Genomic DNA, 26,127 nt, shown 5'->3' with positions numbered 1-26,127 from the left:
GGAACCGTGTATCTCAAGTCCCTCACGCTCAAAGGGTTCAAGTCGTTTGCCGACCGCGCCCATATGTCATTTGAGCCGGGCCTGACCGTCATCGTCGGTCCCAACGGCTCGGGAAAATCGAACATCTCCGACTCGATTCTGTGGGTCCTGGGCGAGCAGAGCGCCAAGCAGCTGCGCGGCCAGGCCATGGAGGACGTCATCTTCTCGGGCTCGTCGGCACGCAAGCCGGTGGGTGTCGCCGAGGTCACGCTGGTGCTCGATAACTCGGACCATATGCTGCCCGTCGATTTTGACGAGGTCGCCATCACCCGTCGCATGTATCGCTCGGGCGAAAGCGAGTACCTCATCAACTCGAGTCCGTGCCGCTTGATGGACATTCAGGACATCCTGCACGATTCGGGTCTGGGCAAGGATACGCATTCCATCATCAGCCAGGGCAAGCTCGATGCCATTTTGCAGAGCCGCCCCGAGGAGCGCCGTGCCCTCATCGAGGAGGCCGCCGGCATCTCCAAGCACAAGCGCCGCAAGGAGCGTGCGCTCAAAAAGATTAAGTCGATGGACGAGCACCTGACGCGTGCCCGCGACATCAATAAGGAAATTGCCCGTCAGCTGCGACCGCTGGAGCGTCAGGTCGATCGTGCGCGCAAGTACAAAGAGCTGTCCTCGCGCGCGAACGAGCTTACGCAGATGTTAGCCGTCGACGAGCTGCGTTCGCTGCAGTCGCAGTGGAACGACCTGGAGAGCCGCTCCAAGGAAGGCGCCGCCGAGCTGGAGCTTGCGCAGTACCGCATGGGCGAAAAGGAGCGCGAGCTCGAGAAGCTCCAGGTCATGCTCGAGGAAAAGGGCTTGTTTGTGGGCGATCTGGGCGAGCAGCGCCGCCATATGCAAGATGTGGTCGGTCGCATTAACTCCGATATGCGCCTGCTCGAGGAAAAGGGCCACAACATGGTGTCGCGCCTGTCCGACATGCGCGGGCAGATTTCGAGCTCCGAGCATCAGCGTCGTCGCGTGGTAGAGGAGCTCGAGGATGCACGTGCGCAGCTTGAGGAAGTGACCGGCGCGCACATGCAGGCCCAGGAGGACGTTGACGCCGCCGGACCTGCCGCCGCCGAGCTCCACGAGCGTCGCGTTGCGCTCGACAATCAGATTTCGCAGCTTACGCGTGAGCAACGCGATGTGCAACGTGGGGCCGATAACGCGGCGCTCGAACTCGCCAAGGTGAAGGACTCGCTGAGTAACGCCGAGGTTGAGGACAACATGTACGCCTCGCGCTTGGAGCAGATCGATGAACAGCTCGAGGAGGTCACGGCCTCGCTCGAGAGCCGTCGCGAACGCGCCAAGGAGCTTGAGGGTGCTCTTGAGGAAGTGCGCCAGGCTCAGGTCGATGCGCGTGAAGCTACCGAGACGGCACGCGCGGCCCTGAAGGACCTGCGTGCCCGCGAGAGCGAGGCACGCAACAAGTTATCCGAGGTGCGCTCGGAGCTTGCCAGCCAAAAGAAGCTCGATGCCCGCATGGCCGATAGCTCGCCGCTGGTGAGCCGTCTGATGGGCGCGCTGGGCGATGATGTCTCGGGTCGTCTGGGTGACGTGCTCGAGGCTCCTCGTGAGCTCGAGGGCCTGGTCGAGCAGCTGCTTGCCGGCGATATCGATGCTCTTTTGTTTGATGACGCCGCCACGCTTGAGCGTGCCGGTCGCGCGGCTCTGGACCAAAAGAAGGCCTCGGGTGAGGCGCTGCTGGTCGCGCGCGGTGTGAGCGCCTCTGCTGCCGCTAAGGGCGCTGCCGGTTCCCGCCTGGTCGATCGTCTGTCCGTGCGCGCAGGCTACGGTCCCGTCGTTGAGGCGCTGCTCGGCGGTTATTACGTCGTGGACGATCTTGCTGCCGCGCTGTCGGCGCCGGTCGTTGACGGCGTGACTTACGTGACCCCTGATGGCGCCCGCGTCGCCTGCGGCGGCCTGGTGCGTGTGGGGCTCGACGCCGGCGAGGCTTCGGGTGCTTTGGAGCGCAAGCGTCGCATTCGCGAGCTGGAGGGCCTGGAGCCCGATCTGGCTGCCATCTTTGAGCATGCTTCGGACCAAGTCGTTGAGGCCAACGCCGCCGTCGAGGAGGCACGTGCCGCCGAGGGCGATGCCGCCGGCGAGATTGCCCGCCTTGAGGGCGAGCGCCGCTCGCTGCTCTCCGAGATTGGCCGCCTGGAGCAAAGCGCCAACAATGCCGAGGTCGAGCGCGTGCGTATCTCCAAGCGCCGTGAGCAGGCTGCCGAGGCCGTTCGCGCCGCGCGCCCGCGTGTGGACGAGCTCACCCGTTCGCGCGACGAGGCTCGAGCGCAGGCAAGCGACCTGGGCTTGCAGATTGCCGAGGCCAACGACGAACTCGACCGCGTTCGCCGTGACGATTCCGAGGCCGCCGGCAAGCTCGCCGATGCCAAGGTCCGCCTGGCCCAGACGAGCGAGCGCCTTCGTTCTCTGAAGGGCCGCGTGCCCGATCTGGAGCATCGCCTGGAGGGCATCGACCGCCGTATCCGCGGAACACGCCAGGCCTCGCGCTCACTCGAGTTGCTGCGCCTGCGCGTCGATCCCATGCACGAGCGCTATTCGGCCCTGCTGGAGCGCGCGTCAGATTGGGCCGCACGTCTGCGTGACCAGGCCTCTCTGGAGGAAGCGGACTCCGCTTCGCTCAAGAAGACCATCGAGGATGCCAAGGCAGAGGTTGCCCGCGCTAAGGAGCGGGTCGATACCGCCACCGCCACGCAAAACGAGTTCAAGGTCGCACGCGGCAAGCTTGAGGTGCAGGTAGAGGCCGCCATTAAGGCCATTACCGCCGATGGCACCACGGTACTCGAGGAAGCGCTCATGCTTCCGGCGCCCACCGACCGCGATGCCGCCGAGCGCGAGCTTAACCAGCTTGTGCGCCAGATCAACAACCTGGGCCCTGTGAACCAAGTTGCCATGGAGGAGTACGAGCAGCTCAAGCGCCGCGCCGACTACATCGAGGGGCAGCTGGCCGATCTGGAGAGCGCGCGCAAGGCGCTCACCAAGATCACCGTGGCCATCGACCGCAAGATGCGCAAGGCGTTCCTGGTGACGTTTGAGAAGGTCGACGCGAACTTTCGCGAGATCTTCGCTATGCTCTTCCCGGGCGGCCAGGCTCATCTGGAGATGACCGATCCCGAGCATCCTGCCGAGACGGGTATCGAGGTCGTGGCGCAGCCGCGCGGCAAGCGCATCACCAAGATGATGCTCATGTCGGGCGGCGAGAAGAGCCTGACGGCGCTCGCCCTGCTCTTTGCTGTGTACCGCACGCGCACGGTGCCGTTCTATGTGCTGGACGAGGTCGAGGCGGCACTCGATGACGCCAACCTGTCCAAGCTCATCGGCGCGCTCGATGTGTTGCGTTCCGATACGCAGCTCTTGGTCATTTCGCATCAGCGCCGTACTATGGAGGACGCTGACGTCCTCTATGGCGTCTCGATGCAAGCCGACGGCGTCAGTCGCGTCGTCTCGCAAAAACTCGATCGCGAAACCGGAAAGGTCGTGAATGCATAATGGGATTCTTTGACGCTCTCTCGCGCGGACTTGAGCGCAGTCGCGAGGCCCTCAACGAGGTCTTTTACTTTGGCGGCGAGGTCGACGAGGATTTTTGGGAGGACCTGGAGGACACCCTCGTTATGGGTGACATGGGTGCCGAGGTCGCCATTCAGGTCTCCGATGACCTACGCGATGCCGCGGCCAAGAAGAACCTCAAGACCGCTCCGCAGCTTCGTCGTGCCCTAGCCGAGCAGCTCGAGCAGCACTTTGTGCCCATCGAGCGCGATCCGTTTTCCGATACGCCGAGCTGCGTGCTGTTTGTGGGCATTAACGGTGCCGGCAAGACCACGACGGTCGGTAAGATCGCGAGCGCCATGGCCGCCCGCGGCAAGAACGTCGTGATCGGTTCGGCCGATACCTTCCGTGCTGCCGCTATCGAGCAGCTCGATGTGTGGGGCCAGCGCGCTGGCGTCCCCGTCATCAAGCGCGACCGCGGCTCCGACCCGGCAAGTGTTTGCTACGACGTGCTCGACGAGGCCGACAAGCGCGGCAGCGACCTGGTGCTTATCGATACCGCCGGCCGTCTGCACACGAGCCCTGAGCTCATGCGCGAGCTTGCCAAGGTGGTCAATGTGACCCGTAAGCGCGCCGCCAATATGGCCGCCGGTCCCATGCCGGTTTCGGTCGTGCTTGTGATCGACGCCGCGACGGGCCAAAACGGTCTGAACCAGGCGCTCGAGTTTAACGAGGCGCTGGGCCTGGACGGTATTATCATGACTAAGCTCGATGGCACGGCTAAGGGCGGTATCGCCATGGCCGTGGCCGAGAAGCTCAAGCTCCCGATCCTTCGCATCGGCGTGGGCGAGCAGGTCGATGACCTGCAGGAGTTTAACGCCAAAGATTTCTGCCGCGCCCTGGTGGGCGAGTCCAATTTAGGAGTGACTAGTGTTTGATTCTCTGAGCGATCGCCTCAACGACACATTTGACCGCCTGCGCGGCAAGGGTAAGCTGACCGAGGCGGATATCACCTCGGCCATGCGCGACATTCGCATGGCGCTGCTCGAGGCCGACGTTAACTTTAAGGTCGTTAAGGAGTTCGTTGCTAAGACCAAGGAGCGCTGCATGACCGCCGAGGTCATGGAGTCGCTGTCGCCGGCGCAAAACGTCGTCAAGATTGTGCTCGACGAGCTCACCGAGATGCTCGGCTCCACCGAGAGCAAGCTCGTTTTTAGTAACCGCATTCCTAATGTCATCATGCTCGTGGGCCTGCAGGGCTCCGGTAAGACCACGGCTGCCGTAAAGCTTGCCTACCTGCTCAAGAAGCAGGGCCGCTCGCCGCTGCTCGCCGCGTGCGACGTCTACCGTCCCGCTGCTGCCGATCAGCTTGCCACGCTCGGTGGCGAGATCGGCGTGCCGGTCTTCCGCGGCGACGGTGCGCACCCGGTCGACATCGCCAAGGGCGCCATCCAGGAGGCCGTCGACCACCTTCGTGACGTGGTGATCGTCGATACCGCCGGTCGTCTTCAGATCGACGAGCAGATGATGCAGGAGGCCGTCGACATCAAGAAGGCCGTCAAGCCCGACCAGGTGCTGATGGTCGTCGACGCCATGACCGGCCAGGATATCGTCAACGTGGTCTCGACGTTTGCCGAGCGCACCGACTTTGATGGTGTGATTATCTCCAAGCTCGACGGTGACGCCCGTGGCGGTGGCGCGCTTTCGGTGCGTCAGGTGACCGGCAAGCCCATCAAGTTTGTGAGCATGGGCGAGAAACCCGATTCGCTTGAGCCGTTCTATCCCGATCGCATGGCCAAGCGAATCTTGGGCATGGGCGACGTTGTCGGCATCATCGAGAAGGCCCAGGAGGCCGCCGATGCCGAACAGCTCGAGGCTGCCGAGCGCATGCTGCGCGAGGGCTTTACCATGAATGACATGCTCGACCAGATGAAAGCCGTCAAAAAGATGGGCGGCATGAAGGGTATCCTGGGCATGCTCCCCGGTGGCCAGCGCGCGCTCAACCAGATGGGCGGTAACCTGGACGAGGGCATCTTCGACAAGAACGAGGCCATCATCATGTCGATGACCAAGGAGGAGCGTCTGCGTCCCTCCATCATCAACGGCCAGCGTCGCGCGCGTATCGCCAAGGGCGCCGGTGTGACCCCCACCGAGGTCAATAGCCTTATGAAGCAGTGGGGCGAGATGAACAAGATGATGGGCCGCATGCGCACGATGGCCAATCAGGCACAGGCCGGCGGCAAGAAGGGCAAAAAGGGCAAGAAGGGCAAGAAGATGCGCATGCCCAATATCCCTGGGCTGGACGCTATGGGTCTGGGCGGCATGGGCGGCCTGGGTACGGGCGGTCCCAAGTCCGATATGGAGCTGCTGCGCCAGATGGAAGCGCAGATGCGCAATAAGAAATAGGGCTGTAATTCCAGCTTGATATGGCAAAGGCCACTCGGAAGCTACCGGGTGGCCTTTGTTGTTGGCTTTGATAGTTGGGCTGCGTTCAGCGTCGCGCCCCGAGCTCGCGGTGCCGTGCCGTTAGTGGCAGCCGCAGCCCTCATGGCCCTCGGGCTCGTGATGGCCGTGGCAGCTGCAGGACTCGCCATGTTCGTGGGCGTGGTCGTGGTCATGGCCGTGGCAGCTGCACGTGGCCTCGCCGTTCTGTGCGAGCGTTCCGGCGATAAGGGCCTCGACACAAGCGTCGCAGCTGCCCTGAGCTCCTGCGTACACCGTGATGCCGGCTTGGGCAAGCGCGTTGATAGCGCCACCGCCGATGCCGCCGCAGATGAGCGTGTCCACGCCACCGTTGTCGAGCAGGCCCGCAAGGGCACCGTGGCCGGTGCCGTCGGTGCCCACGACCTGCTCGTTGAGTACCTTGCCATCCTGAATGTCGTAGATCTTGAACTGCTCGCTGTGGCCAAAGTGCATAAAGATGTTGCCGTTGTCGTACGTGGTTGCCACCCTCATGGTGTCGATCTCCTTTGCTGGCCATACGGCCGTTGCCGTGGTAATGGGGGAGTACGCGATATTGCCGCCTTCGATGACGATTGCCCGTCCATTGACCAACGCGTTTGCCACCTTGCGATGCGCTCGGCTGCAAATAGCCGCCACCGTGGCGCGTGCGATGCCCATCTGCTGTGCGGCTGCCTCTTGGTTAAGGCCTTCCAGGTCGCACAGGCGCAGTACTTCGAGCTCATCGACCGTCATCTCGATGGCGTCTCCGCTGGCAAGGCCGTCGGGGGTAAAGCCGCGATATTCGGGGATGATCCCAACACGGCGTAATTTTTCGCGTCTTCCTGCCATACGTGCTCCTTATCTGACATATGTCAACAATAGAATAGCGAACGCGCAGATTTACGCAAGGAATTTCTGGCATATGCCAGAAAATGAAGGCATATGTTTGGGCTGTGGGGCCGCATGTGCCTGGGATACAATGAATCTCGCTTGTAGGCGACTGACAGGAGGGTCAATGAGCAAGGCTGATCAACAGTTTGTAACCATGTGCCGCGATATTCTGGACCATGGCACCACCACCGAGGGCCAAAAGGTCCGTCCGGTGTGGGAGGACGGCACCCCTGCCTATACCATTAAAAACTTTGGTGTCACGGCACGCTACGACCTGCGCGAGGAGTTTCCGGCGCTTACCCTGCGTCGTACGGCCCTCAAATCTGCCATGGATGAGATCCTATGGATCTATCAAAAGAAGTCCAATAACGTGCATGACCTCAACAGCCATATTTGGGATGAGTGGGCCGACGAGACCGGTTCCATCGGCAAGGCCTACGGGTATCAGATTGGGCAGAAGAGCCATTATGCCGAGGGCGATTTCGACCAGATGGACCGCGTTCTGTACGACCTTAAGAACACGCCGTACAGCCGCCGCATTATGACGAATACCTATGTGTTTAGCGACCTGTCCGAGATGCACCTGTATCCGTGCGCCTACAGCGTGACGTATAACGTGACGCAGCGCCCGCAGGATGACAAACCGACGCTCAACATGATTCTCAACCAGCGCAGCCAGGACATTTTGGCCGCGAACAACTGGAATGTGTGCCAGTACGCCATCTTGCTGATGATGGTCGCGCAATCGGTCGATATGATTCCCGGCGAGCTGCTGCATGTGATCGCCGATGCCCACATTTACGACCGTCATGTCGATATCGTCCGCGAGCTTATCGAGCGTCCGCAGTTTGCCGCGCCTAAGGTAACGCTCAACCCCGATGTACATGACTTCTATGCGTTTACGACCGATGATCTGATCGTCGAGGGCTATGAGCACGGCCCGCAGGTCAAGAACATCCCCATTGCGGTGTAGGTGACGCGCATGACGTGTAAGCTTTCCGCCATTGTCGCCGTGTGTGACGATTGGGGCATTGGGTGCGAGGGTGACATGGTCGTGTCTAATCGCGCCGACATGCGTCATTTTGTGGCGCGCACCAAAGGCTGCCCGGTCATTATGGGACGCAAGACGCTGCTGAGTTTTCCCGGCGGGCGTCCGCTCAAGAACCGTCGTAATATCGTGCTCACGCGCGATGAGGACTTTGCTGCCGAGGGCGTCGACGTGGTGCATAGCGTCGACGAAGCGCTCACCGCGGTAGCCGATGAGCCCGTTGCGTGGGTGATCGGTGGCGGCGAGGTGTATCGGCAGTTTTTGCCGTATTGCGCCGAGGCCGAGGTTACGCATAACCATTGCGTGCATGACGTGGATACGTATTTTCCCGATCTGGATGCCGATCCCGCGTGGGAGATTGCGCGGCGTGGCGGTGTTGCCACGATTGCCTCGGGCGAGGGCGACGAGGGTGTCGATTATGAGTTCGTAACGTATCGTCGCGTTGAGGCGTAAATCGTCCGGCGTGAACGGTATCATCGGATTGTTTGAATGCATGGGGCGGCGCTTAGCGTCGCCTCGTTTGGTATAGATGCGCTGTAAAGAAAGGTGCGGGCTGGCTGCTATGACTGATGCCGTTGAGGTGCTGCGAATCGATTCGCTCGAGGACGAGCGGCTTGATGCCTACGTGCGACTGACCGAGCGTGAGCTGCGCTGCGTGCTGGAGCCGCAGAAGGGCATTTTTATCGCCGAGAGTGCCAAGGTCATCGAACGTGCGGTTCGCGCCGGATACGAGCCGGCGAGCTTTCTTTTGGGCGAGCGCTGGCTCGACCAGATGATGCCGCTGTTTGAGCGCCTGGCGGTACGCGAGGGCGCGGGTCCGGTTCCCGTGTTCGTTGCCTCGATGGAGCTTATGGAGCGGCTGACGGGCTTCAATGTGACGCGCGGTGCGCTCGCGGCATTCCGTCGTCCACGTCAGATTCCGGTAGCCGAGTTCTTGGGTGGCGTCGTCGATGCGGCGGGGGAGCGCCCGGTGCGCGTGTGCGTGCTCGAGGGCATTGTCGACCACACCAACGTCGGCGCGATTTTCCGCTCGGCGGCTGCGCTGAACGTCGATGGCATTTTGGTGAGCCCTACGTGCTGCGATCCGCTGTACCGTCGCTCGGCCCGCGTGAGCATGGGCACGGTGTTCCAGGTGCCCTGGACACGCATTGGCAGCGAAGCGCGCGTATGGCCGCATGATGGGCTGGCGGCGCTACACGATGCCGGCTTTTCGTGTGCCGCTATGGCGTTGACGGATGATTCGGTGTCGCTGGACGATCCCGCGCTCCAGGAGATTGACCGCCTGGCAATCTTTATGGGCACCGAGGGTGCTGGCTTGGGCGCCAAGACCATTGCAGGCTGCGACCGCGCCGTGCGTATTCCGATGGCGCATGGGGTCGATTCACTCAACGTGGCTGCGGCAAGCGCTGTTGCCTTTTGGCAGCTGTGCCCGCATGTGAGCAACGAGTACCACTACCAGCCGGGGCTGTATCACTAGGCAGATAGTTAGCACCGGGCTCTGGTTCGGGGCGTTTCGGCCGACGTCGGTCGGTGCTAAGCTGGTATTGGCTTTGGTCTTAAATTGCCGTTTTGTTGTTTGACGTACGCTGGTGGGGAGGGCGTGTGGCTAAGAAATCTACGGCTATCGATGTAACGCAGGGTGTCATTTGGCAACAGCTGCTGTCGCTGTGCGTCCCTATCTTCTTTAGCTCGTTTTTTCAGCAGGCTTACACGCTTATTGGTACGTATATCGTCGGCCAGTTTGGCGGCAAGCTCGCGCTGGGTGGCATTCAAGCCACGATGGTGCTCACCGAGCTCTGCATTGGCTTTTGCGTTGGCGTTGGCGCTGGCTGCGCGGTCATTACCGGTCAGTATTTTGGTCAGCACGATGATGAGCGATTGAGTCGTTCGGTCCATACGGCCATGACGCTCGCGCTGGTGGGCGGTATCGTTTTCTCGATTCTTGGCATAGTGTTCGTTGAGCCCATGCTGGTACTTATGAACACGCCGCATGAACTATTGGCCGAGGGCGTGGCCTATGCTCGTTGCTATTTTGCCGCCATGGTTGCGGCGCTGCTGCTCAATATGGGAACGGCGCTGCTGCGCGCCGTGGGCGACACACGCGGTCCTGCTGTGATCATTGCTTCCGGCTGCCTTGTTAATGCGGTGCTGGATGTCATCTTCGTTGCCGTGCTTCATATGGAGGCTCTGGGCTGCGGCATCGCGGTGGCGCTGACCATTTGCTCCAACGCCACGATGATCGTGATTCGTATGATGCACGCTCCGGGTGCGTGGCGGCTTTCACTGTCCAAACTCTGCATTGATCCTGGCATTTGTAAGAGCATGATCTCGTGTGGTCTGCCGCTTGGCTTTCAGTCTGCTGCGTATTCGATTTCCAACGTTTTGATTCAGGTGTCGGTTAACTCGTTTGGTGCCGATGTCACCACGGCGTGGGGTCTTTCGGGCCGTTTGGATGGCATTGTCTGGATGGTTACCGAGGCGCTTGGCGTTTCGATCACCACGTTCTCGGCACAGAACTTTGGCGCGCGCAACTACGAGCGCATGCGCAAGGGCTACCATACGTCGCTTGTGCTGTCGTTTATGCTCATTGGTGGCCTGTCTGCCGTGCTACTGGTGTTCTCGGGTCCGTTGTCGCGTCTGTTTGTCGACGATGCTTTGATTTCGGCCTACACCACGACGATTCTTCATTTCATCGCGCCGTTCTACGCGATCTTCTCGATTATCGAAAACGCGTCCGGCTCCATCCGCGGCGCTGGCGTGAGCTTCCAGCCTATGATGCTCACGATTTTTGGCACCGTCGTGCTCAGGGTGATCTGGGTGTTTGCGATTATGCCGTTCGATCCGTCGCTTGAGCACCTGCTGCTGGTTTACCCCGTAACCTGGCTCATCACGGCCACGATGTTTACCATCTACCACCACAGCGGCAACTGGCTCGGCCGCGCCACCGCCTAATGATCCGTTTTCCTCCGTCCCCTACGGATCATTTAGTATTCGATGCCTTGGCGGGCTAGGAGGCCTTCGTCGAAGTAATGTTTGACGGGGCGCATTTCGGTGACCAGGTCTGCCAGATCGGCGAGGGGCAGCAGACCGCGGCCGGTGAGCACGAGCTCCGTGGTGGCGGGCTTTGTCGCGATCAGCGCTTCGACATCCACGCGCGTCACAAATCCACGGCGCATGGCCTCGCCAAGTTCGTCCAGAATCAGAACGTCGACTTGGCTAATCTGCTCGCGCGCCAGCTCCATGATCTGTGCGGCACAGGCTTCGGGCGTGTCGCGGTCGGCTTGTACGATGCGCAGACCTAAACGGGGCGCCGCATCATGCTCGGCGCAGTGCAGCTTCTTGGCAAACTGCAGCATAAGCACGTTAAGTCCATAGCCCGTGGCGCGCAGTGCAAGCCCCAGCGCAGCCGTCGTCTTGCCCTTGCCGTCGCCCGTGTAGATCTGAACCTTGCCGACTTCCAGTGATGCCATCTCTGTCCTTTCGTGCCCGGCGTCGGTTTATCGTCGCTCGGGTTGGGTATTCTAGAAACCATTATCAACCCCAGTAGATGGAGTTCAAGCAGATGGAGATGGATGACAACAAACGTAGACGGAATATGATCCTCTACGTGCTCATCGCCTTCGTCGTCTACCTCGTGCTCTCGACCGTTCTGTTCCCCAACATCGGTCACACGCAGCAGATTACGAAGACCGATTACTCGACCTTTGTCAAAGCGCTCGATAAGAAGAGTGTCGACAAGGTCGAATACAATACGGACGATTACACGATTTATTACACCAAGAAGGGCGAGGACGAGAACATCGCCTACAAGACGATCGGTGTGCCAAACGATGCGGGCTTTACCGATCGCGTGCTTGAATCCGGCGCCTCGCTGGAATCTGTTGTCCCCGATAAGAACTCGGGTCTGATGACTTACTACCTGCTCACCCTCATTCTTCCCATGGTGATTTTCTTCCTGATTGGCTGGTGGCTCAACCGCCGCATGAAGAAGGCCATGGGCGATGACGGCCCGTCGATGAACTTTGGCGGCGGTGGTTTTGGCGGCGGCGGACTGGGCAAGTCCGGTGCTCGCGTTATCGCTTCCAAGGATGTGGGCGTGACCTTTAAGGACGTTGCTGGCCAGGAAGAGGCCAAGGAATCCCTTAAGGAGGTCGTCGACTTTCTGGAGAAGCCGCAGCGCTACGAGGAGATCGGCGCCAAGCTGCCGCGCGGTGCTCTTCTTGTCGGCCCTCCGGGTACCGGTAAGACCCTGCTTGCCAAGGCTGTGGCCGGCGAGGCCGGTGTTCCGTTCTTTAGCATTTCGGGCTCGGAGTTTGTTGAGATGTTTGTCGGTCGCGGCGCTGCTAAGGTGCGTGACCTGTTTAAGCAGGCCAAGGAAAAGGCCCCGTGCATCGTCTTTATCGATGAGATCGATACCATCGGCAAAAAGCGTGACGGCGGCGGCTTTAGCGGCAACGACGAGCGCGAGCAGACGCTCAACCAGCTGCTGACCGAGATGGACGGCTTCGATAACCACAAGGGTATTGTCGTTCTCGCTGCTACCAACCGACCCGACAGCCTTGACCCGGCCCTGTTGCGCCCCGGCCGTTTTGATCGTCGCATCCCCGTTGAGCTGCCCGACCTGACCGGCCGCAAGAACATCCTTGAGCTCCATGCCAAGAGCGTGAAGACGCAGCCCCCGATCGACCTGACTGCGATCGCCCGTGCCACGCCCGGCGCCTCGGGTGCCGACCTGGCCAATATCATCAACGAGGGCGCCCTGCGCGCCGTTCGCGAGGGTCGCAAGCGTGCAACCCAGGACGACTTCGAGGAGTCGGTGGAGGTCGTCATCGCCGGTCAGCAGCGCAAGTCCACGGTGCTGTCCGATCACGAGAAGCAGGTCGTTTCTTACCACGAGATCGGTCATGCCATCGTTGCTGCCCGCCAAAAGGGTTCTGCGCCGGTCACGAAAATTACCATCGTGCCGCGCACGAGCGGTGCTCTGGGCTACACCATGCAGGTCGAGGAGGATGAGCGCTTCCTGACCACACGCCAGGAGGTCCTGGACAAGCTCGCCGTCTATTGCGGTGGCCGTGCAGCCGAGGAGCTCATCTTTGGCGAGATGACGACCGGCGCAGCCAACGATATCGAGCAGGCCACCAAGCTCGCCCGTAACATGGTGACGCGTTTTGGTATGTCCGATGAGTTTGGCATGATGGCGCTCGGTACCGTTCAGAATGCGTACCTCAACCAGGACACGTCGCTCACCTGCGCCCCCGGTACGGCCGAGCGCGTGGACGCGATTGTCGCCAAGCTGATCGAGGATGCGCACGACCGCGCTCTGCAGATTCTGAAGGAGAACAAGTTTAAGCTCCACGAGCTGGCTCGTTATCTGTACAAGAAGGAGACGATCACGGGCGAGGAGTTCATGAATCTCCTCACGCGCGAGAATCCTCTGATGCCGAAGCAGCAGTAAGGCTGGTTACACAGCATCGAACGCCCCATTTGAGCTTCTATCTCAAATGGGGCGTTTTGCGTGGGGAGAGTTAAATATGAAGATCGTGGTGAGCGCCTGTTTGATGGGCGAGAGCTGCAAGTATAACGGACTCGACAACTATCATCGCGAGCTGGTCGAGGCTTGCGAGCGCACGGGGACCGAGGTCCTGTTGGTATGCCCTGAGGTTTTTGGCGGCCTGCCCACACCGCGCGATCCTTCCGAGATTGTGGACGGCGAGGTCCGTACCTGCGAGGGTACCTCAGTCGATCGCGAGTTTCGCCTGGGTGCCGAGCGCGCGCTCGACATGTGCGAGCAGGCGGGCGGCCCGTCCGAGATCGCTGCGTGCGTCTTGCAGGACCGTAGCCCCTCGTGCGGCGTCGGCCGTATCTACGACGGAACCTTCAGCGGCACGCTCACTCCGGGCAACGGTGTTTTCGTCGACCTGCTGCTGCGTCACGGGTACCGCGTGATTCCGGCTAGCGAGTTCGATCCCAGCATGTTGGAACATTATCCACAGCACTCGAACCCAACACTTCCTCACGGGTGACCGTTTTGGCATCATCCGTGAAGTTGATATTGAGTACGACCCGGTCATCAAAGACGTAGACCGAGTTGACAGGCGCCGTACCCAGGCAGTCCCTCCCCGCGGCCCTCGCGCAGGAACGCGTACAAGGCCCTCCTGCCCCAAACCCTGCTAGGAACGAGTGCAGCAAACTGGACTTTTAAATTAGTCTTTGCAAATAACCTTTGAACCTTCACCATCAATTACAATTCCCTGACGATTGTTAATTGGGCATAGATTCAAATCTGAAAACTCAGTCATTATTTTCTCGGTAACTTTCTTAAATGGCGCTGTAAGAAAATGCGGAAGAACATAGAAATCAATCAAATTAAGCCCTGCATCATCTTCTTGTGAGTAGTCCTCCGGCTTTTCATCCATTTGCTCGATATACTGGATGCTTGGAGCGCATACAATCGCACCTGCCGATTCACCAATCATCAGTTTTCCCTTTGCCAATTCTTTCTTCAACAGCTCATCCGTTCCCGTTTTACGGAGCTGGTCTATAAGGAAAAAAGAATTTCCGCCGGTAAAATAGATCACATCCGCATCTTCAAAAAGAGACTGTATCGTTGAATAAGCCTCCGTTGAAATATCAATTTCAGTTACGATTGCTCCCAACTTTTTGAATAATTTTCGAGCCGAGCCGACATAACCGGTGTAGCCTTCACGCAGCGAAGCTGTTGGAATAAATGCGACTTTTTTATTTTCAATTTCTTCCTTTATCAGACTTCCTACACTTGAAAAGTGCGAACATAAAAACAGTTTCATCAATATTCTCCTTTATATATAAATTCTTATTTGTTGAACTAAGCCGTGTATACCATACTCTCCAATGAAAGAACGCCCTGATATAGCGTAATTTGCTGTTTTCCTGCGTACGTGCGTACACACTCCACAGGAATTCTAAGGGCCCTGCCCCCTTAGCACACGGACTCTGGAACAAAGTCTAGTGTGTTACGCCTTGCCAGAGGTGTACAGGCTCCCGGTGCGCACGTACGCAGCAATTGCCATCAATGCGCCATATTAGTGGCGATCAAGTTCGCACAAAGCGACCTTGATCCCGCAAAACAAAAGGCAGGATACCATCACCACGATGATATCCTGCCTTTTGTTCGTTCCTGTTTACCGTTCCGAGTAGTGCTTCCGCAGAATTTCCGATAAACAAAAAACGTACGCGAACCCTTTCTCGTAAAGAACCGGGTTCGAGTACGAACTGAATGGTGGAGCAATAAAAACCACCACAAAGGTGCCTGTCCCCTTTGTGGTGGTTTTGGGTTAGAGCTAGAGCGCGTGTCCGTAGGCGTTGGCGGCCTTGATGGCGGCGGCGAACTTCTCGTCGGTGAAGGGCTCCGGGTTGCCTTGCTTCCACTCGTTGGTGGCGTGCGCGTACTCGCACAGGGCCGGGATATCGGACTCGGAAAGCCCGACCTGCTCAAGCGTCACGGGCAGCCCCATCTGCTTGTTAAAGGCAGCGTAGCGCTTAAGGTTCTCGGTGTCGCCCGTGTAGGCGAACAACACGAGCACGCCCAGGCTCACGACCTCGCCGTGCAGGTAGGTGCCCTCACGCGGAATGCTGCAAGTGGCGTTGTAGAACGCGTGCGCCACGCTCGAGTTGTAGTAGTAATCGTTCTGGTTGGTCAGGTTCGAGACATAGCCCGTGTTGACCACGATGTCGAGCGCGATCTGCTTGACAGCCTCGCTCGACAGGTCCTGGCGCACGTCCTCAAGACCCTGGACGCCATAGGTAAACAGCGGCTCGGAACAGGTGTGGGCGAGTGCCAAGCCAAGGCCTGCCGTGTGCTCCAAATTGCCGGCGCTCGTGGCGTACTCGACCTCGGGCTGCTTAGACAGGGCATCGCCTACGCCGGCCCAGAAATACTCTGCCGGTGCCTCGGCGATGATCTTGGGGTTGATGAAGATGTGCGCCGGTCGGTTGGGGTACGAATAGCCCTCGAGCGAGCCGTCGTCGTTGTACACGACGGCAATGGCGGTTGCGGCGGAGCAGTTGGAACAGATCGTCGGGACCGTAAAGACGATCTTCTTGAGCTCGATAGCTGCGGTCTTCACGGTGTCGAGCGCCTTGCCGCCGCCGCATGCGATAAGCACGTCAGCTTCCTGGCAGGCGGGGGAGTTTACGACCTTGGCGATATTTGCGCGCGTACTGTTGGTGCCGTAGACGCGCGTCTCCAGAATTTCGACGTCGGTACCCGCCAGCGCAGCTTCGATACCGGGAAGTGCTGCGGCCAGTGCTCGCTTGCCACCGATGATCGCGACCTTGGTCGCTCCGTACTCCGCCAGTGCGGTGGGCAGCTCGTCAAAGCAATCCTCGCCAACGGTGTAGTCGCTCATTCCAATCGTGCGCATAGCAACCTTCTTTCGTTCGATAAAGTGCTTTCAGGTATTTTGCTCCAAGAGAAGGTCCACAGCCGCGAGAAATTTCGAACGTATAAAACCAGTGTTGAGGGTTTTTCGTCGGCGCGGAACGTGCTAGCATACTCCGCATAAGCGTTGATGGGGACGAGTAGTCGGCCGTCCGCATGCCACAGAGAGCGGGGAGCGCTGAGAACCCGTGCATGCGACCGATGAAAATCACCCCGGAGCTGCGATCCCAACGGACGTGCCGCGCAGGTTCGTCTTAGTAGACATCGCCGAGATGGCCGTCGATACAGGCCAGCCGAGTAACGGATGCGAGCGCGCGAATACGCGGGCGAGGGCATCTAAGCTGGGTGGTTAAGCGAAGAGCTTTTACGGGCAGACTGCCTGTTTTGTGGCGCTTCGTCCCAGCTTGTAGGGACGGGCGCTTTTTTGGTGCCCAGAGGGCGTGCGCGCCCACGACATGAAAGGGGTACCGTGGCAAACGAGTACAAGCAGACGATGAATCTGCCCAAAACCGGATTTCCCATGCGTGCCGGTCTTTCCAAGTCCGAGCCCAAGCGACTCAAGGACTGGCAGGACAACAAGGTCTACGAGCAAGTTCTAAAGAAGAACGAGGGGCATAAGAAGTTCGTGCTGCACGACGGCCCTCCGTACGCCAACGGCCCGATCCACATCGGCCATGCCATGAACAAGATCTCCAAGGACATGATCAACCGCTACTGGATGATGCAGGGCTATGAGGTTCCTTATGTCCCCGGTTGGGACTGCCACGGTCAGCCGATTGAGCACAAGGTCGAGGAGAAGCTCGGCACCGAGAAGTTCAACCAGACCCCCACGGCCAAGATTCGTGAGCTCTGCAACGAGTTCGCTGTCGAGAACATCGAGTTGCAGAAGGCCGGCTTCCGTCGCCTTGGCGTGCTTGGCGACTGGGACAACCCGTATCTGACGCTCTATCACCAGCATGACGCCGCCGACATCGAGGTCTTCAAGGCCATGTTCGACAAGGGCATGATCTATCGTGGTCACAAGCCCGTTCACTGGTGCAAGCACTGCCACACCGCGCTCGCCGAGGCCGAGATTGAGTACTCCGACGAGACGAGCCCCTCCATCTTCGTGCGCTTCGAGATGACCTCCAAGCCCGCCGGCCTCGAGAACTTCGACGGCCCGGTCGACTTTATCATCTGGACGACCACGCCGTGGACCATCCCCTCCGACCAGGCCGTTTCCCTCAAGCCCGGTGCCGCCTACGTCGCCGTTGAGCACGACGGCCGCGCCGAGGTCATGCTCGAGGACCTGGCTCCCAAGTGCTGCGAGGAGTTTGGCTGGGAGTACACCCCGGTTATGGTCGACGGCAAGCCCTATGTGGTTCCCGCCGAGACCTTCCACCACATTCACTACAAGCAGCCGATCTTTGACGGTGTCGAGGGCGTGGCACTGCTGGCCGATTACGTCGGTGTCGATGACGGTACCGGTATCGTCCACAACTCGCCCGGCCACGGCGTCGACGACTACTTTGCCTGCCTTAAGGAGGGCATCACCGACATCTGCATGCCGGTCGATGACGACGGCAAGTTCTATACCGGCGAGGAGTTTGGCACCGGTGGCCCCTTCAGCGGTATGGATACCGACGAGGCCAACCCGCACATCATCGAGTTCCTGCGCGAGCGCGGCACCCTGGTCCTCGAGAAGAAGATCACGCACAGCTATCCGCACTGCTGGCGCTGCAAGCACCCGGTGCTCTTCCGTGCTACCGACCAGTGGTTTGTCTCGATGGACAAGACCGGTTTGCGCGAGCAGGCTGGCAAAGAGGTCCGCGAGAACGTCAAGTGGTATCCGGCTCACGCCGCCAACCGCATCGGCGCCATGGTCGAGCAGCGTCCCGACTGGTGCATTAGCCGTCAGCGCAACTGGGGTGTGCCCATCCCGAGCTACACCTGCGCCGACTGCGGCGAGAAGGTCATGAACGACGCTACGCTCGACGCCGTCATCAAGCTCTTCCACGAGAAGGGCTCCGACGCCTGGTTCACCGACGCTCCCGAGAGCTACCTGGGCGAGGCCTGCGTCTGCCCCAAGTGCGGCGGCCATCACCTCAAGGCCGATAAGGACATCCTCGACGTGTGGTGGGACTCCGGCGTCTCTTGGAAGGCCGTCTGTGAGTATCGCCCCGAGCTTGAGTACCCGGCGGATGTGTACCTCGAGGGCTCCGACCAGCACCGCGGTTGGTTCCAGAGCTCGCTGCTCACCTCGGTGGGTGCAAACGGCCACGCTCCGTACAAGGCGGTCGTCTCGCAGGGCTTCACCCTCGACGGCCAAGGCCGCAAGATGTCCAAGTCGCTCGGCAACGTCATCGACCCCAACAAGGTCTGCGACGAGATGGGCGCCGACATCATCCGTCTGTGGGTTGCATCCGTCGATACCAGCTCCGACGTGTCCATCGACCACGAGATCCTTGCTCGTACGTCCGATGCCTACCGTCGTTTCCGCAACACGCTGCGCTTCCTGCTCTCCGAGCTCGAGGGTCAGTTTGAGCCCGAGACCGACGGCGTCGCCTTTGCCGACCTGCTGCCGCTCGACAAGCTCATGGTTGCCCGCCTGACCCAGGTTCAGGCCGAGGTCGACGATGCCTACGCCAGCTACGAGTTCCCGCGTGCCTACCGCGCGCTCTACGACTTCGTGGTTACCGAGCTCTCCAACGTGTACCTCGACGCCCTGAAGGACCGTCTGTACTGCGAGAAGCACGGCTCGCTCGAGCGCCGCAGCGCCCAGACCGTGCTCGCCGAGCTCTTCTCGATGCTCATGCGCGACCTTCAGCCGATCCTGTCCTACACGGTCGACGAGGCCATGGCCTATGCGCCCGCCGGCTGCGTCGATCACCAGAAGTACGCCGCGCTGCTCGATTGGTACAAGTCGCCCATCACGGTCGACGAGGCCAATGAGTTTGAGGGCGTGCTCGAGGCTTCGCTCGAGCTCCGTAGCGCCGTGACCAAGGCCCTTGAGGATGCTCGCTCCGCCGGCACCTTCACTAAGAGCCAGCAGGTTCGCGTCAAGGCGGTCGTTCCCGCCGAGATGTACGCGCTGCTGACCGGTGACAAGGCTGTCGACCTGGCCGAGTTCTACATCGTCTCCGATGTTGAGCTGACCCAGGGCGAGGAGCTTTCCGTTGCTATCGAGGCTGCCGAGGGCGAGTGCTGCGACCGTTGCTGGAACTACCGCACCACCGTCGGCGAGTACAACGGCCACGCGCACATTTGCAAGCGCTGCGCTGAAGCCCTTTAGGTTCCGCCGTTCTACCGAACGGCGGACCTGCCGACGCTGCGCGGGCCGCATTTGGACAATCTGACGTTCAATTTCAAGGGCGCGACCGAAAGGTCAGCGCCCTTTCATTTCACGTCACCTTGTCTCAAATGCGACCCGCTCGCTCATTTATGCTCTACCTGCGGTGTTTCCGTTCTTGGGAGATTTGTCGCTTCTTGCTTGCGTCAATGTATGATTATTTAGTGCGTTAAACGGAATTCGATTGTTTTGAGGGTAGGGGATTTCTTTGGGTCGTACTGGGGATATGACGCCGCCTTTGCGTTGGCGGCTGGGTGTTGCTGGTGGGGTGGCGCTGGTTGTGCTGCTTGTTGACCAGCTGACCAAGCTTGCGGTTCGTGCCGTGGGCGACGCTTTGCATGTGACCGTTATCCCCGGTGTCATCGACTTTATGTTTGTCCGCAATATCGGTGCTGCCTTTAGCATGGGCGAGGGGCATGGCATCGCGTTTGCCGTGCTGGCGTTGGCGGTCATTATCGCTATTGCCGTGTACCTCGTTCGTGCGCCCCAGCTCGCCCATCTTGAGGTTGTGGGCATGGCGATGGTTGCGGGCGGTGCTATCGGCAACGCTATCGATCGTTTGGCCTTTGGCTTCGTGACCGATTTTATTGCCACCACCTTCATCGACTTCCCCGTCTTCAATGTGGCCGATATCGGAATTACCTTGGGCGTCGCGCTCGCCCTCTTCGGTTACATGTTCTTGAGCCCCGCGGCCCGTGAGGTCGATGCGACCGCCGAGCTTAACGCCCGTGACGAGGCCCGCGCCAAGCGCAAGGCTAAACAACGTGGGGAGCGTGCCCGCAAGATTCGCGAAAGGAATGAGCGCTAATGGCCGACATCCATATCCTTGTTGCCGACGATGCCGCTGGTCAGCGTCTTGACGCCTATCTGGGCGCCAACGATGGCTGTCCCACGCGCTCTGCCTGCGCGCATCTGATTGAGGGCGGTGCCGTATGTGTCAATGGCGAGACCTGCCTGTCCAAAAAGTACGCCGTGCGAGTCGGCGACCGTATTTCGGTCGATCTGCCCGAGCCACACGATCCCACCGATGTGATTCCCGAGGCCATCCCGCTCGATATTCGCTATGAGGACGACTATCTCATTGTGCTCTCCAAGCAGCGCGGCCTGGTGTGCCATCCTGCACATGGTCATGAGAGCGGTACGCTTGCCAACGCCCTGGTTTACCACTGCGGTATCGACCATCTGGGCACCGTGCAGGGCGAGGACCGCCCCGGCATCGTGCATCGCCTGGACCGCGATACCTCTGGCCTCATGCTCGCCGCTAAGGACGATGACACCCAGCGCTCACTGCAGAACCTTATCCGTACGCGCACGCTCGACCGCCGCTATATCACACTCGTGCATGGGCACATCGCCATGGATGAGGGCACCATCAACACCGGTATTGCCCGCTCCACGCGCGACCGCGTTAAGATGGCGGTGTCTGACGATCCTTTTGCGCGCCAGGCCATCACAACCTTTAAGGTTCTCGAGCGTTTTGATTCCACCCGCTTTGACGATGGCTATACGCTCGTCGAGTGCCATCTGTTTACCGGGCGCACGCACCAGATTCGCGTGCATATGCGCCATATCAATCACGCCTGCGTGGGCGATCCGCTCTACGGCAAGTGCGATGCGCGCGCCGATCAGGGCCTGACCAGGCAATTCCTGCATTCGTGGCGCGTGGCGTTCGATCATCCCGTGACGGGCGAGCGCATCGAGTGCCGCGACGAGCTGCCGTGGGATCTCGCCGCCGTCTTGGACGATTTGGCCCCACGCTCGCTTGGCCGCACTGAAGCCGGCGACGATATCGTTCCGCAGCTCGGTCTGCTCGAAGCCTAGCCAGTATTAGGTGGTTTCTTGAACTCGATTAGCCTGCGGTAAGATATACGGTTGTTTACGTAACGCGTTCTCGGGAGCCTGCATGCTCGCCTTTTTGCAAACCAACACGCCCATCGTGATCTTTAACCAGATTGTGGTTACGCTGCTCACGTTTTGCTTCCTGTATCAGGTGGTCTTCTTTGTCATTGGCGCTCTCCGCGGTGAGGTCGCGCCGCCCAAGGCCAAAAAGCTCCATCGCTACGCCTTCTTCATTGCGGCGCATAACGAGGAGGCGGTAATCGCCAACCTCGTGCGCTCCATTAAGGACCAGGATTATCCGTCCGAGCTTATCGAAGTCTTTGTCGTCGCCGACGCTTGCACCGACAGCACCGCGCAGCTCGCGCGCGAGGCCGGCGCTATCGTCTACGAGCGTAATGACCTGGCCCGCAAGGGTAAGAGCTGGGTCATGGACTTTGGTTTCGACCGTATCCTTAACGAGTTTCCCGACACGTTTGAGGGCTACTTTATCTTCGACGCCGACAACGTCATCTCCCGCGATTACGTCTCCAAGATGAATGATGCCTTTGACCAGGGTTTCCATGTGGTCACGAGCTACCGTAACTCTAAGAACTTCGGCAGCTCGTGGATTTCGGCCGCCAACGCTACCTGGTATCTGCGCGAGGCGCGCTTCCTCAACAACGCGCGTAATATCTGCAAGACGTCGTGTGCCGTTTCGGGTTCGGGCTACCTCATCTCGGCGAGCGTGATCGAGGGCATGCACGGTTGGCAATTCCACACGCTGACCGAGGATATCCAGTTCACCACGTTCTGTGCCATTCACGGCATTCGCATCGGCTATGCGCCGGCGGAGTTCTTTGACGAGCAGCCGGTGACGTTTAAGGCCTCTTGGAAGCAGCGTATGCGCTGGACCAAGGGTTTCTACCAGGTATTCTTTACGTATGGTAAGCACCTGGTCAAGTCGACCTTCCGCTATCGCCGCTTTGCCGCCTACGATATGTTTATGACCATCGCGCCGGGCATGCTGCTGTCCTTGATCTCCATGCTCGCCAACGCGACCTTCCTTATCGTGGGCGGGCTCTCGCACGGCTTCTTGGCTACCGAGGTCGAGATGCAGGCTTGTGCCGCCTCGCTCATTATGACCTTCGCGATGATGTATCAGACCTTCTTTATCCTGGCGCTGCTCACGACCATCTTTGAGTACAAGCACATTCACTGCGCGCAAAAGTGGCGCTTGGTGACTAACCTGTTCACCTTCCCGATCTTTATGTTCAGCTATATCCCCATCACGGTTGCCGCGCTGTTCCTGAAGGTCGACTGGGTTCCGACGCAGCACGCTGTCAGCGTCACCCTCGACGAGGTCATGCAGGGCGCCAAATAACCAGCACCAAAACCACCGCAAAGGGAACGGACACCTTTGTGGGGGTTTTGCTTTTGAGATGCGGCTCGAGGAGGTGCTCGATGGTCTATATCCCGTTTTGGCTGTGCGCCATCGCTGGCGCCGTCATCGACGCGCGTGAGCGTCGGTTCCCGAATGTGCTCGCCGGGGCTTGTGCCGTAGCTGCGTTTGCGGGCGTATTGCTGGATCGTGGCTCGGACGTGGCGCTTGACCACGCGGGCCTTGCCGTCATCGTGTATCTTGTGCTCGTGCTGACTGAGTCCCTCTGGCGGCGCCTCCGCCAGGCCCCGGGTATCGGTATGGGAGACGCCAAGGCGCTCTTCGCGCTTTGCACGCTCGACCCCATGGGCGGTATCGTGGCATTTGCCGCTGCTCTCCTGGTCCTAGCCCTCTCCTGCCTCATCACAAAATCGCGCTCCCTGCCATTGCTGCCGTTTTTGGTGCCGATTTTTGCCATAATCGAGGTCGTGGGCTGCACGCTGTAACCGATTGCGCATCCTTCTTAAGGAGCATGCCATGGCAACTAATCAAGAAACGGCCGCCATCAAGGCGCGCATGGACCGTATTCCCTCGGCGTTGTCGTCCGAGCTCATCGAGCGCATTGCCGCCGAACGTGCTTTGGGCGCGGTCAATCCGTATCGTTGCAACGATGACCAGGTCATTCGTCGTGTCAATCGTGATGCGGACAAAGGCACGCTTATGCGCCCCAGCTTTATGCGCGATACCGAAAAGATTCTCCATCTGCCGGCATACACTCGATATGCAGGTAAAACGCAGGTCTTTAGCTTTCGTAGCAACGATGATCTATCGCGCCGTGGTCTGCATGTGCAGCTTGTCTCGCGTATCGCACGCGATATCGGCCGTGCTTTGGGGCTCAACTGTGATCTGATCGAGGCGATCGGCCTGGGTCACGACTTGGGCCACACGCCCTTCGGCCATGCCGGCGAGCGCTTCCTCAACGATATCTATCACGAGCGCACCGGACGCTTCTTTTTCCATAACGTGCAGTCGGTGCGCGTGCTCGATGCGTTGTATGGTCGCAACGTATCGCTCCAGACGCTCGACGGCGTGCTGTGCCATAACGGCGAGTACGAGCAGCGCGTGTTTGAGCTGTCGAGCATGGCATCCTTTGACCAGCTCGATCGGACGGTCGAGGATTGCATCGCCACGGGTTATAGCGCGATTGAGCATCTGCGCCCCATGACGCTCGAGGGCTGCGTCGTGCGCATCTCGGATATCCTTGCCTACGTCGGTCGTGATCGCCAGGATGCTATCGCGGCAGGCCTGCTTTCGCCCGACGCTTTTGACGATGGCCGGGGCGGCGCCTATAACAGCTGGATCCTCACGCACGCATCCATCGATATCGTGGAACATAGCTACGGCAAACCGCGTATCGAGATGAGTGAAGACCTGTTTGAGGAGATCCGCCGTGCCAAGCGCGAGAACTACGAGAAGATCTACAGCAAGGGCGGCATCGAGGGCGATTCCGAGGCAGAGCTGCGCGAGGCGTTCGAAAAGCTCTATGACCGTTGCCTGCAGGATATAAACGAAGGCGATGAGTCCTCTTACATCTTTAAACACCACATTTCGCGCATTGAGCAGCAGCTTTCCTACTACGATCGCACCTATGCCTGGCGGGATGACAAGGATCAAACCGTGGTGGATTACATCGCGAGCATGACGGACGGCTACTTCTGTGAGCTGACAAGCAAGTTGTTCCCGGGTCTAAAGTTTCCGCATCGCACCTATATTAACGAACGGTAGTTCGTATCTTTTCGGTATACTGTTGGGGAACAACGATTTTGATGGATGTACGGGATGGCTATGGACGACCTTTTTTCTGCCTCGACGCGTGAGCGTTCCTTTAAGAATGCGCCGCTCGCGGTGCGTATGCGCCCCAATTCGCTTGACGAGTACGTGGGTCAGCAAAAGGCCGTGGGCAAGGGCTCGTGGCTGCGAGCTGCGATCGAGCACGATGTGCTGTCGAGCGTGATCTTGTATGGGCCTGCCGGTACGGGCAAGACGACGCTGGCACATATTATCGCCAACCATACCAAAAGCGAGTTTGTCGAGGTCAGTGCCGTCACAGGTACCGTGAAGGACTTGCGTCGCGTGATTGACGAGGCAAAGACGCGTCTGAATACGTACGACCGTCGAACCATTCTATTCATCGATGAGATTCACCGCTTCTCTAAGTCGCAGCAGGATGCCCTGCTGCATGCAGTTGAGAACCGTACCGTCATTATGATTGGCGCTACGACGGAGAATCCGTACTTCGAGGTAAACTCGGCGCTGCTCTCACGTGGTCGAGTCGTGGAGCTTGAGCATTTAAAGGACGAGGATATCGCCATGCTTATCGAGCGTGCGCTCGAGGCACCGCAGGGCTTGAACGGTAAGTTCTCGGCCGATGAGGATACGGTCAAGACCATCTGCACGCTGGCAGCGGGTGACGCTCGCTCGGCGCTCACGACGCTCGAGCTTGCGAGCGAGATTGCCGTCACGCGTCCCGATACCGAGGGAACGCCAGCGCCCGCGGCGGGGGAGCGCTATCCCATTACCGTGGATGACGTGAAGATCGCCAACCCGCGTCGCGGCTTTACGTATGACAAAAACGGCGACATGCACTACGACATCATCAGTGCGTTTATTAAGTCTATGCGCGGTAGTGACCCCGATGCCACGATCTATTGGCTCGCGCGCATGATCGATGCTGGGGAGGATCCTAAGTTTATCGCTCGCCGTATTATGATTCACGCTTCTGAGGATGTTGGCAACGCCGACCCGCAGGCGCTTTTGGTGGCGCATGCCGCGTTTAAGTCTGCCGAGGTCATTGGCTATCCCGAGTGCCGCATTAACCTTGCTCAGGCTGCACTCTATGTGTGCTTGGCGCCTAAGTCAAACGCATGTGAGGCCTCGATTGACGCGGCGTTGGCCGATATTCATAGCAGCGGTTTACGTGAGGTGCCGAGTTATTTGCGCGATCGTCATCGCCCAGGTAGCGACGAATACGGTGTATACAAGTATCCGCATGATTATCCCGAAGGCTGGGTCGATCAGCGCTATTTGCCCGAGGGGCTGGAGCGTGGCGCGTTCTGGCAGCCTGCGGGCCGCGGCTGGGAAGAGTGGCGCGTAGAGCAAAGCGAACGCGACCGTAGCGGTAACGCGCCCAAGTAGGTCCTTGGCACCTCGCACATTCCCTTTGGGTATCTTCCCCCTTCTTTGGGGTACCATGAAAGGCGTCT

Annotated in this window: 20 protein-coding genes; 16 read left to right on the top strand and 4 right to left on the bottom strand. The window is 59.5% G+C overall.

Going from position 1 to position 26,127, the window contains the following annotated elements:
• Positions 1-6: 6 nt before the first annotated feature.
• From smc to ffh, 3 genes are read left to right on the top strand one after another with little or no spacing between them, the layout of a single operon-like run.
• Positions 7-3,543 (top strand): chromosome segregation protein SMC, encoded by a 3,537-nt coding sequence (gene smc, locus I2G43_RS04945; protein ID WP_195535314.1) that lies wholly within the window; start codon positions 7-9, stop codon positions 3,541-3,543.
• Positions 3,543-4,478 (top strand): signal recognition particle-docking protein FtsY, encoded by a 936-nt coding sequence (ftsY, locus tag I2G43_RS04940; protein WP_195535313.1) that lies wholly within the window; start codon positions 3,543-3,545, stop codon positions 4,476-4,478. The genes smc and ftsY overlap by 1 nt, the downstream gene beginning before the upstream one ends.
• Positions 4,471-5,946 (top strand): signal recognition particle protein, encoded by a 1,476-nt coding sequence (gene ffh / locus I2G43_RS04935; RefSeq protein ID WP_117637757.1) that lies wholly within the window; start codon positions 4,471-4,473, stop codon positions 5,944-5,946. The genes ftsY and ffh overlap by 8 nt, the downstream gene beginning before the upstream one ends.
• A 120-nt stretch (positions 5,947-6,066) precedes the next feature.
• On the opposite strand, the gene I2G43_RS04930 is transcribed toward ffh, so the two are convergent.
• Positions 6,067-6,831, bottom strand: a complete 765-nt coding sequence (locus I2G43_RS04930; RefSeq protein WP_195535312.1) for a DUF134 domain-containing protein — start codon at positions 6,829-6,831, stop codon at positions 6,067-6,069.
• 166 nt (positions 6,832-6,997) lie between these two features.
• Here I2G43_RS04930 and thyA point away from each other — a divergent pair, with 166 nt between their 5' ends.
• The 4 genes from thyA (at position 6,998) to I2G43_RS04910 (ending at position 10,873) form a co-directional block, all read left to right on the top strand.
• Positions 6,998-7,846, top strand: coding sequence for a thymidylate synthase (gene thyA, locus I2G43_RS04925; protein WP_117629294.1), 849 nt, complete (start codon positions 6,998-7,000; stop codon positions 7,844-7,846).
• 9 nt (positions 7,847-7,855) lie between these two features.
• On the top strand, positions 7,856-8,374 hold the full coding sequence (locus I2G43_RS04920) for a dihydrofolate reductase (RefSeq protein ID WP_117757587.1): 519 nt from the start codon (positions 7,856-7,858) through the stop codon (positions 8,372-8,374).
• A 109-nt stretch (positions 8,375-8,483) separates the two neighbouring features.
• Complete coding sequence (locus I2G43_RS04915; protein WP_195535311.1) at positions 8,484-9,398, top strand: TrmH family RNA methyltransferase; 915 nt, start codon at positions 8,484-8,486, stop codon at positions 9,396-9,398.
• 125 nt (positions 9,399-9,523) lie between these two features.
• Complete coding sequence (locus tag I2G43_RS04910) at positions 9,524-10,873, top strand: MATE family efflux transporter (RefSeq protein ID WP_195535310.1); 1,350 nt, start codon at positions 9,524-9,526, stop codon at positions 10,871-10,873.
• A 32-nt stretch (positions 10,874-10,905) separates the two neighbouring features.
• Here I2G43_RS04910 and I2G43_RS04905 read toward each other — a convergent pair whose 3' ends face one another.
• Positions 10,906-11,391 carry a cob(I)yrinic acid a,c-diamide adenosyltransferase gene (locus I2G43_RS04905; protein ID WP_117564141.1) on the bottom strand — a complete coding sequence of 162 codons (486 nt, stop codon included), beginning with the start codon at positions 11,389-11,391 and terminating at the stop codon, positions 10,906-10,908.
• Positions 11,392-11,483: 92 nt separating this feature from the next.
• On the opposite strand from I2G43_RS04905, the gene ftsH reads away from it, so the two are divergent.
• On the top strand, positions 11,484-13,376 hold the full coding sequence (gene ftsH, locus I2G43_RS04900) for an ATP-dependent zinc metalloprotease FtsH (RefSeq protein ID WP_195535309.1): 1,893 nt from the start codon (positions 11,484-11,486) through the stop codon (positions 13,374-13,376).
• A gap of 76 nt (positions 13,377-13,452) precedes the next feature.
• Positions 13,453-13,944 (top strand): DUF523 domain-containing protein, encoded by a 492-nt coding sequence (locus I2G43_RS04895; protein WP_195535308.1) that lies wholly within the window; start codon positions 13,453-13,455, stop codon positions 13,942-13,944.
• A gap of 180 nt (positions 13,945-14,124) precedes the next feature.
• Here the strand turns inward: I2G43_RS04895 and I2G43_RS04890 are convergent, their stop codons facing one another.
• Positions 14,125-14,727 (bottom strand): Type 1 glutamine amidotransferase-like domain-containing protein, encoded by a 603-nt coding sequence (locus I2G43_RS04890; RefSeq protein ID WP_117757595.1) that lies wholly within the window; start codon positions 14,725-14,727, stop codon positions 14,125-14,127.
• A 513-nt stretch (positions 14,728-15,240) separates the two neighbouring features.
• Entirely contained in the window at positions 15,241-16,323 is a 1,083-nt protein-coding gene (locus tag I2G43_RS04885) for an iron-containing alcohol dehydrogenase family protein (RefSeq protein WP_195535307.1), read from the bottom strand.
• A 510-nt stretch (positions 16,324-16,833) separates the two neighbouring features.
• Between I2G43_RS04885 and ileS the strand changes: the two genes are divergently transcribed.
• The 7 genes from ileS to I2G43_RS04850 all read left to right on the top strand — a co-directional run bounded on the left by ileS (position 16,834) and on the right by I2G43_RS04850 (position 26,059).
• Positions 16,834-19,611 (top strand): isoleucine--tRNA ligase, encoded by a 2,778-nt coding sequence (ileS, locus tag I2G43_RS04880; RefSeq protein ID WP_229071586.1) that lies wholly within the window; start codon positions 16,834-16,836, stop codon positions 19,609-19,611.
• Between the two features lie 265 nt (positions 19,612-19,876).
• Positions 19,877-20,476, top strand: coding sequence for a signal peptidase II (gene lspA, locus I2G43_RS04875; RefSeq protein ID WP_229071582.1), 600 nt, complete (start codon positions 19,877-19,879; stop codon positions 20,474-20,476).
• A complete protein-coding gene (locus tag I2G43_RS04870; RefSeq protein WP_195535305.1) occupies positions 20,476-21,489 on the top strand; it encodes an RluA family pseudouridine synthase in 1,014 nt (337 codons plus the stop codon). Before lspA ends, I2G43_RS04870 begins: the two co-directional genes overlap by 1 nt.
• 82 nt (positions 21,490-21,571) lie before the next feature.
• Positions 21,572-22,867, top strand: coding sequence for a glycosyltransferase family 2 protein (locus I2G43_RS04865; RefSeq protein WP_195535304.1), 1,296 nt, complete (start codon positions 21,572-21,574; stop codon positions 22,865-22,867).
• Positions 22,868-22,947: 80 nt separating this feature from the next.
• Entirely contained in the window at positions 22,948-23,370 is a 423-nt protein-coding gene (locus I2G43_RS04860) for a prepilin peptidase (RefSeq protein WP_195535303.1), read from the top strand.
• 31 nt (positions 23,371-23,401) lie between these two features.
• Positions 23,402-24,649, top strand: coding sequence for a deoxyguanosinetriphosphate triphosphohydrolase family protein (locus tag I2G43_RS04855; RefSeq protein ID WP_195535302.1), 1,248 nt, complete (start codon positions 23,402-23,404; stop codon positions 24,647-24,649).
• Between the two features lie 60 nt (positions 24,650-24,709).
• Complete coding sequence (locus tag I2G43_RS04850; RefSeq protein ID WP_195535301.1) at positions 24,710-26,059, top strand: replication-associated recombination protein A; 1,350 nt, start codon at positions 24,710-24,712, stop codon at positions 26,057-26,059.
• The last annotated feature ends 68 nt before the right edge of the window (positions 26,060-26,127 follow it).

The organism is Collinsella aerofaciens, assembly GCF_015557435.1.
In the GTDB taxonomy this organism is placed as follows: Bacteria; Actinomycetota; Coriobacteriia; order Coriobacteriales; family Coriobacteriaceae; genus Collinsella; species Collinsella aerofaciens_Z.
The sequence above is the reverse complement of the archived record's forward strand: the minus strand, read 5'-3'. Positions and strand labels throughout refer to the sequence as shown.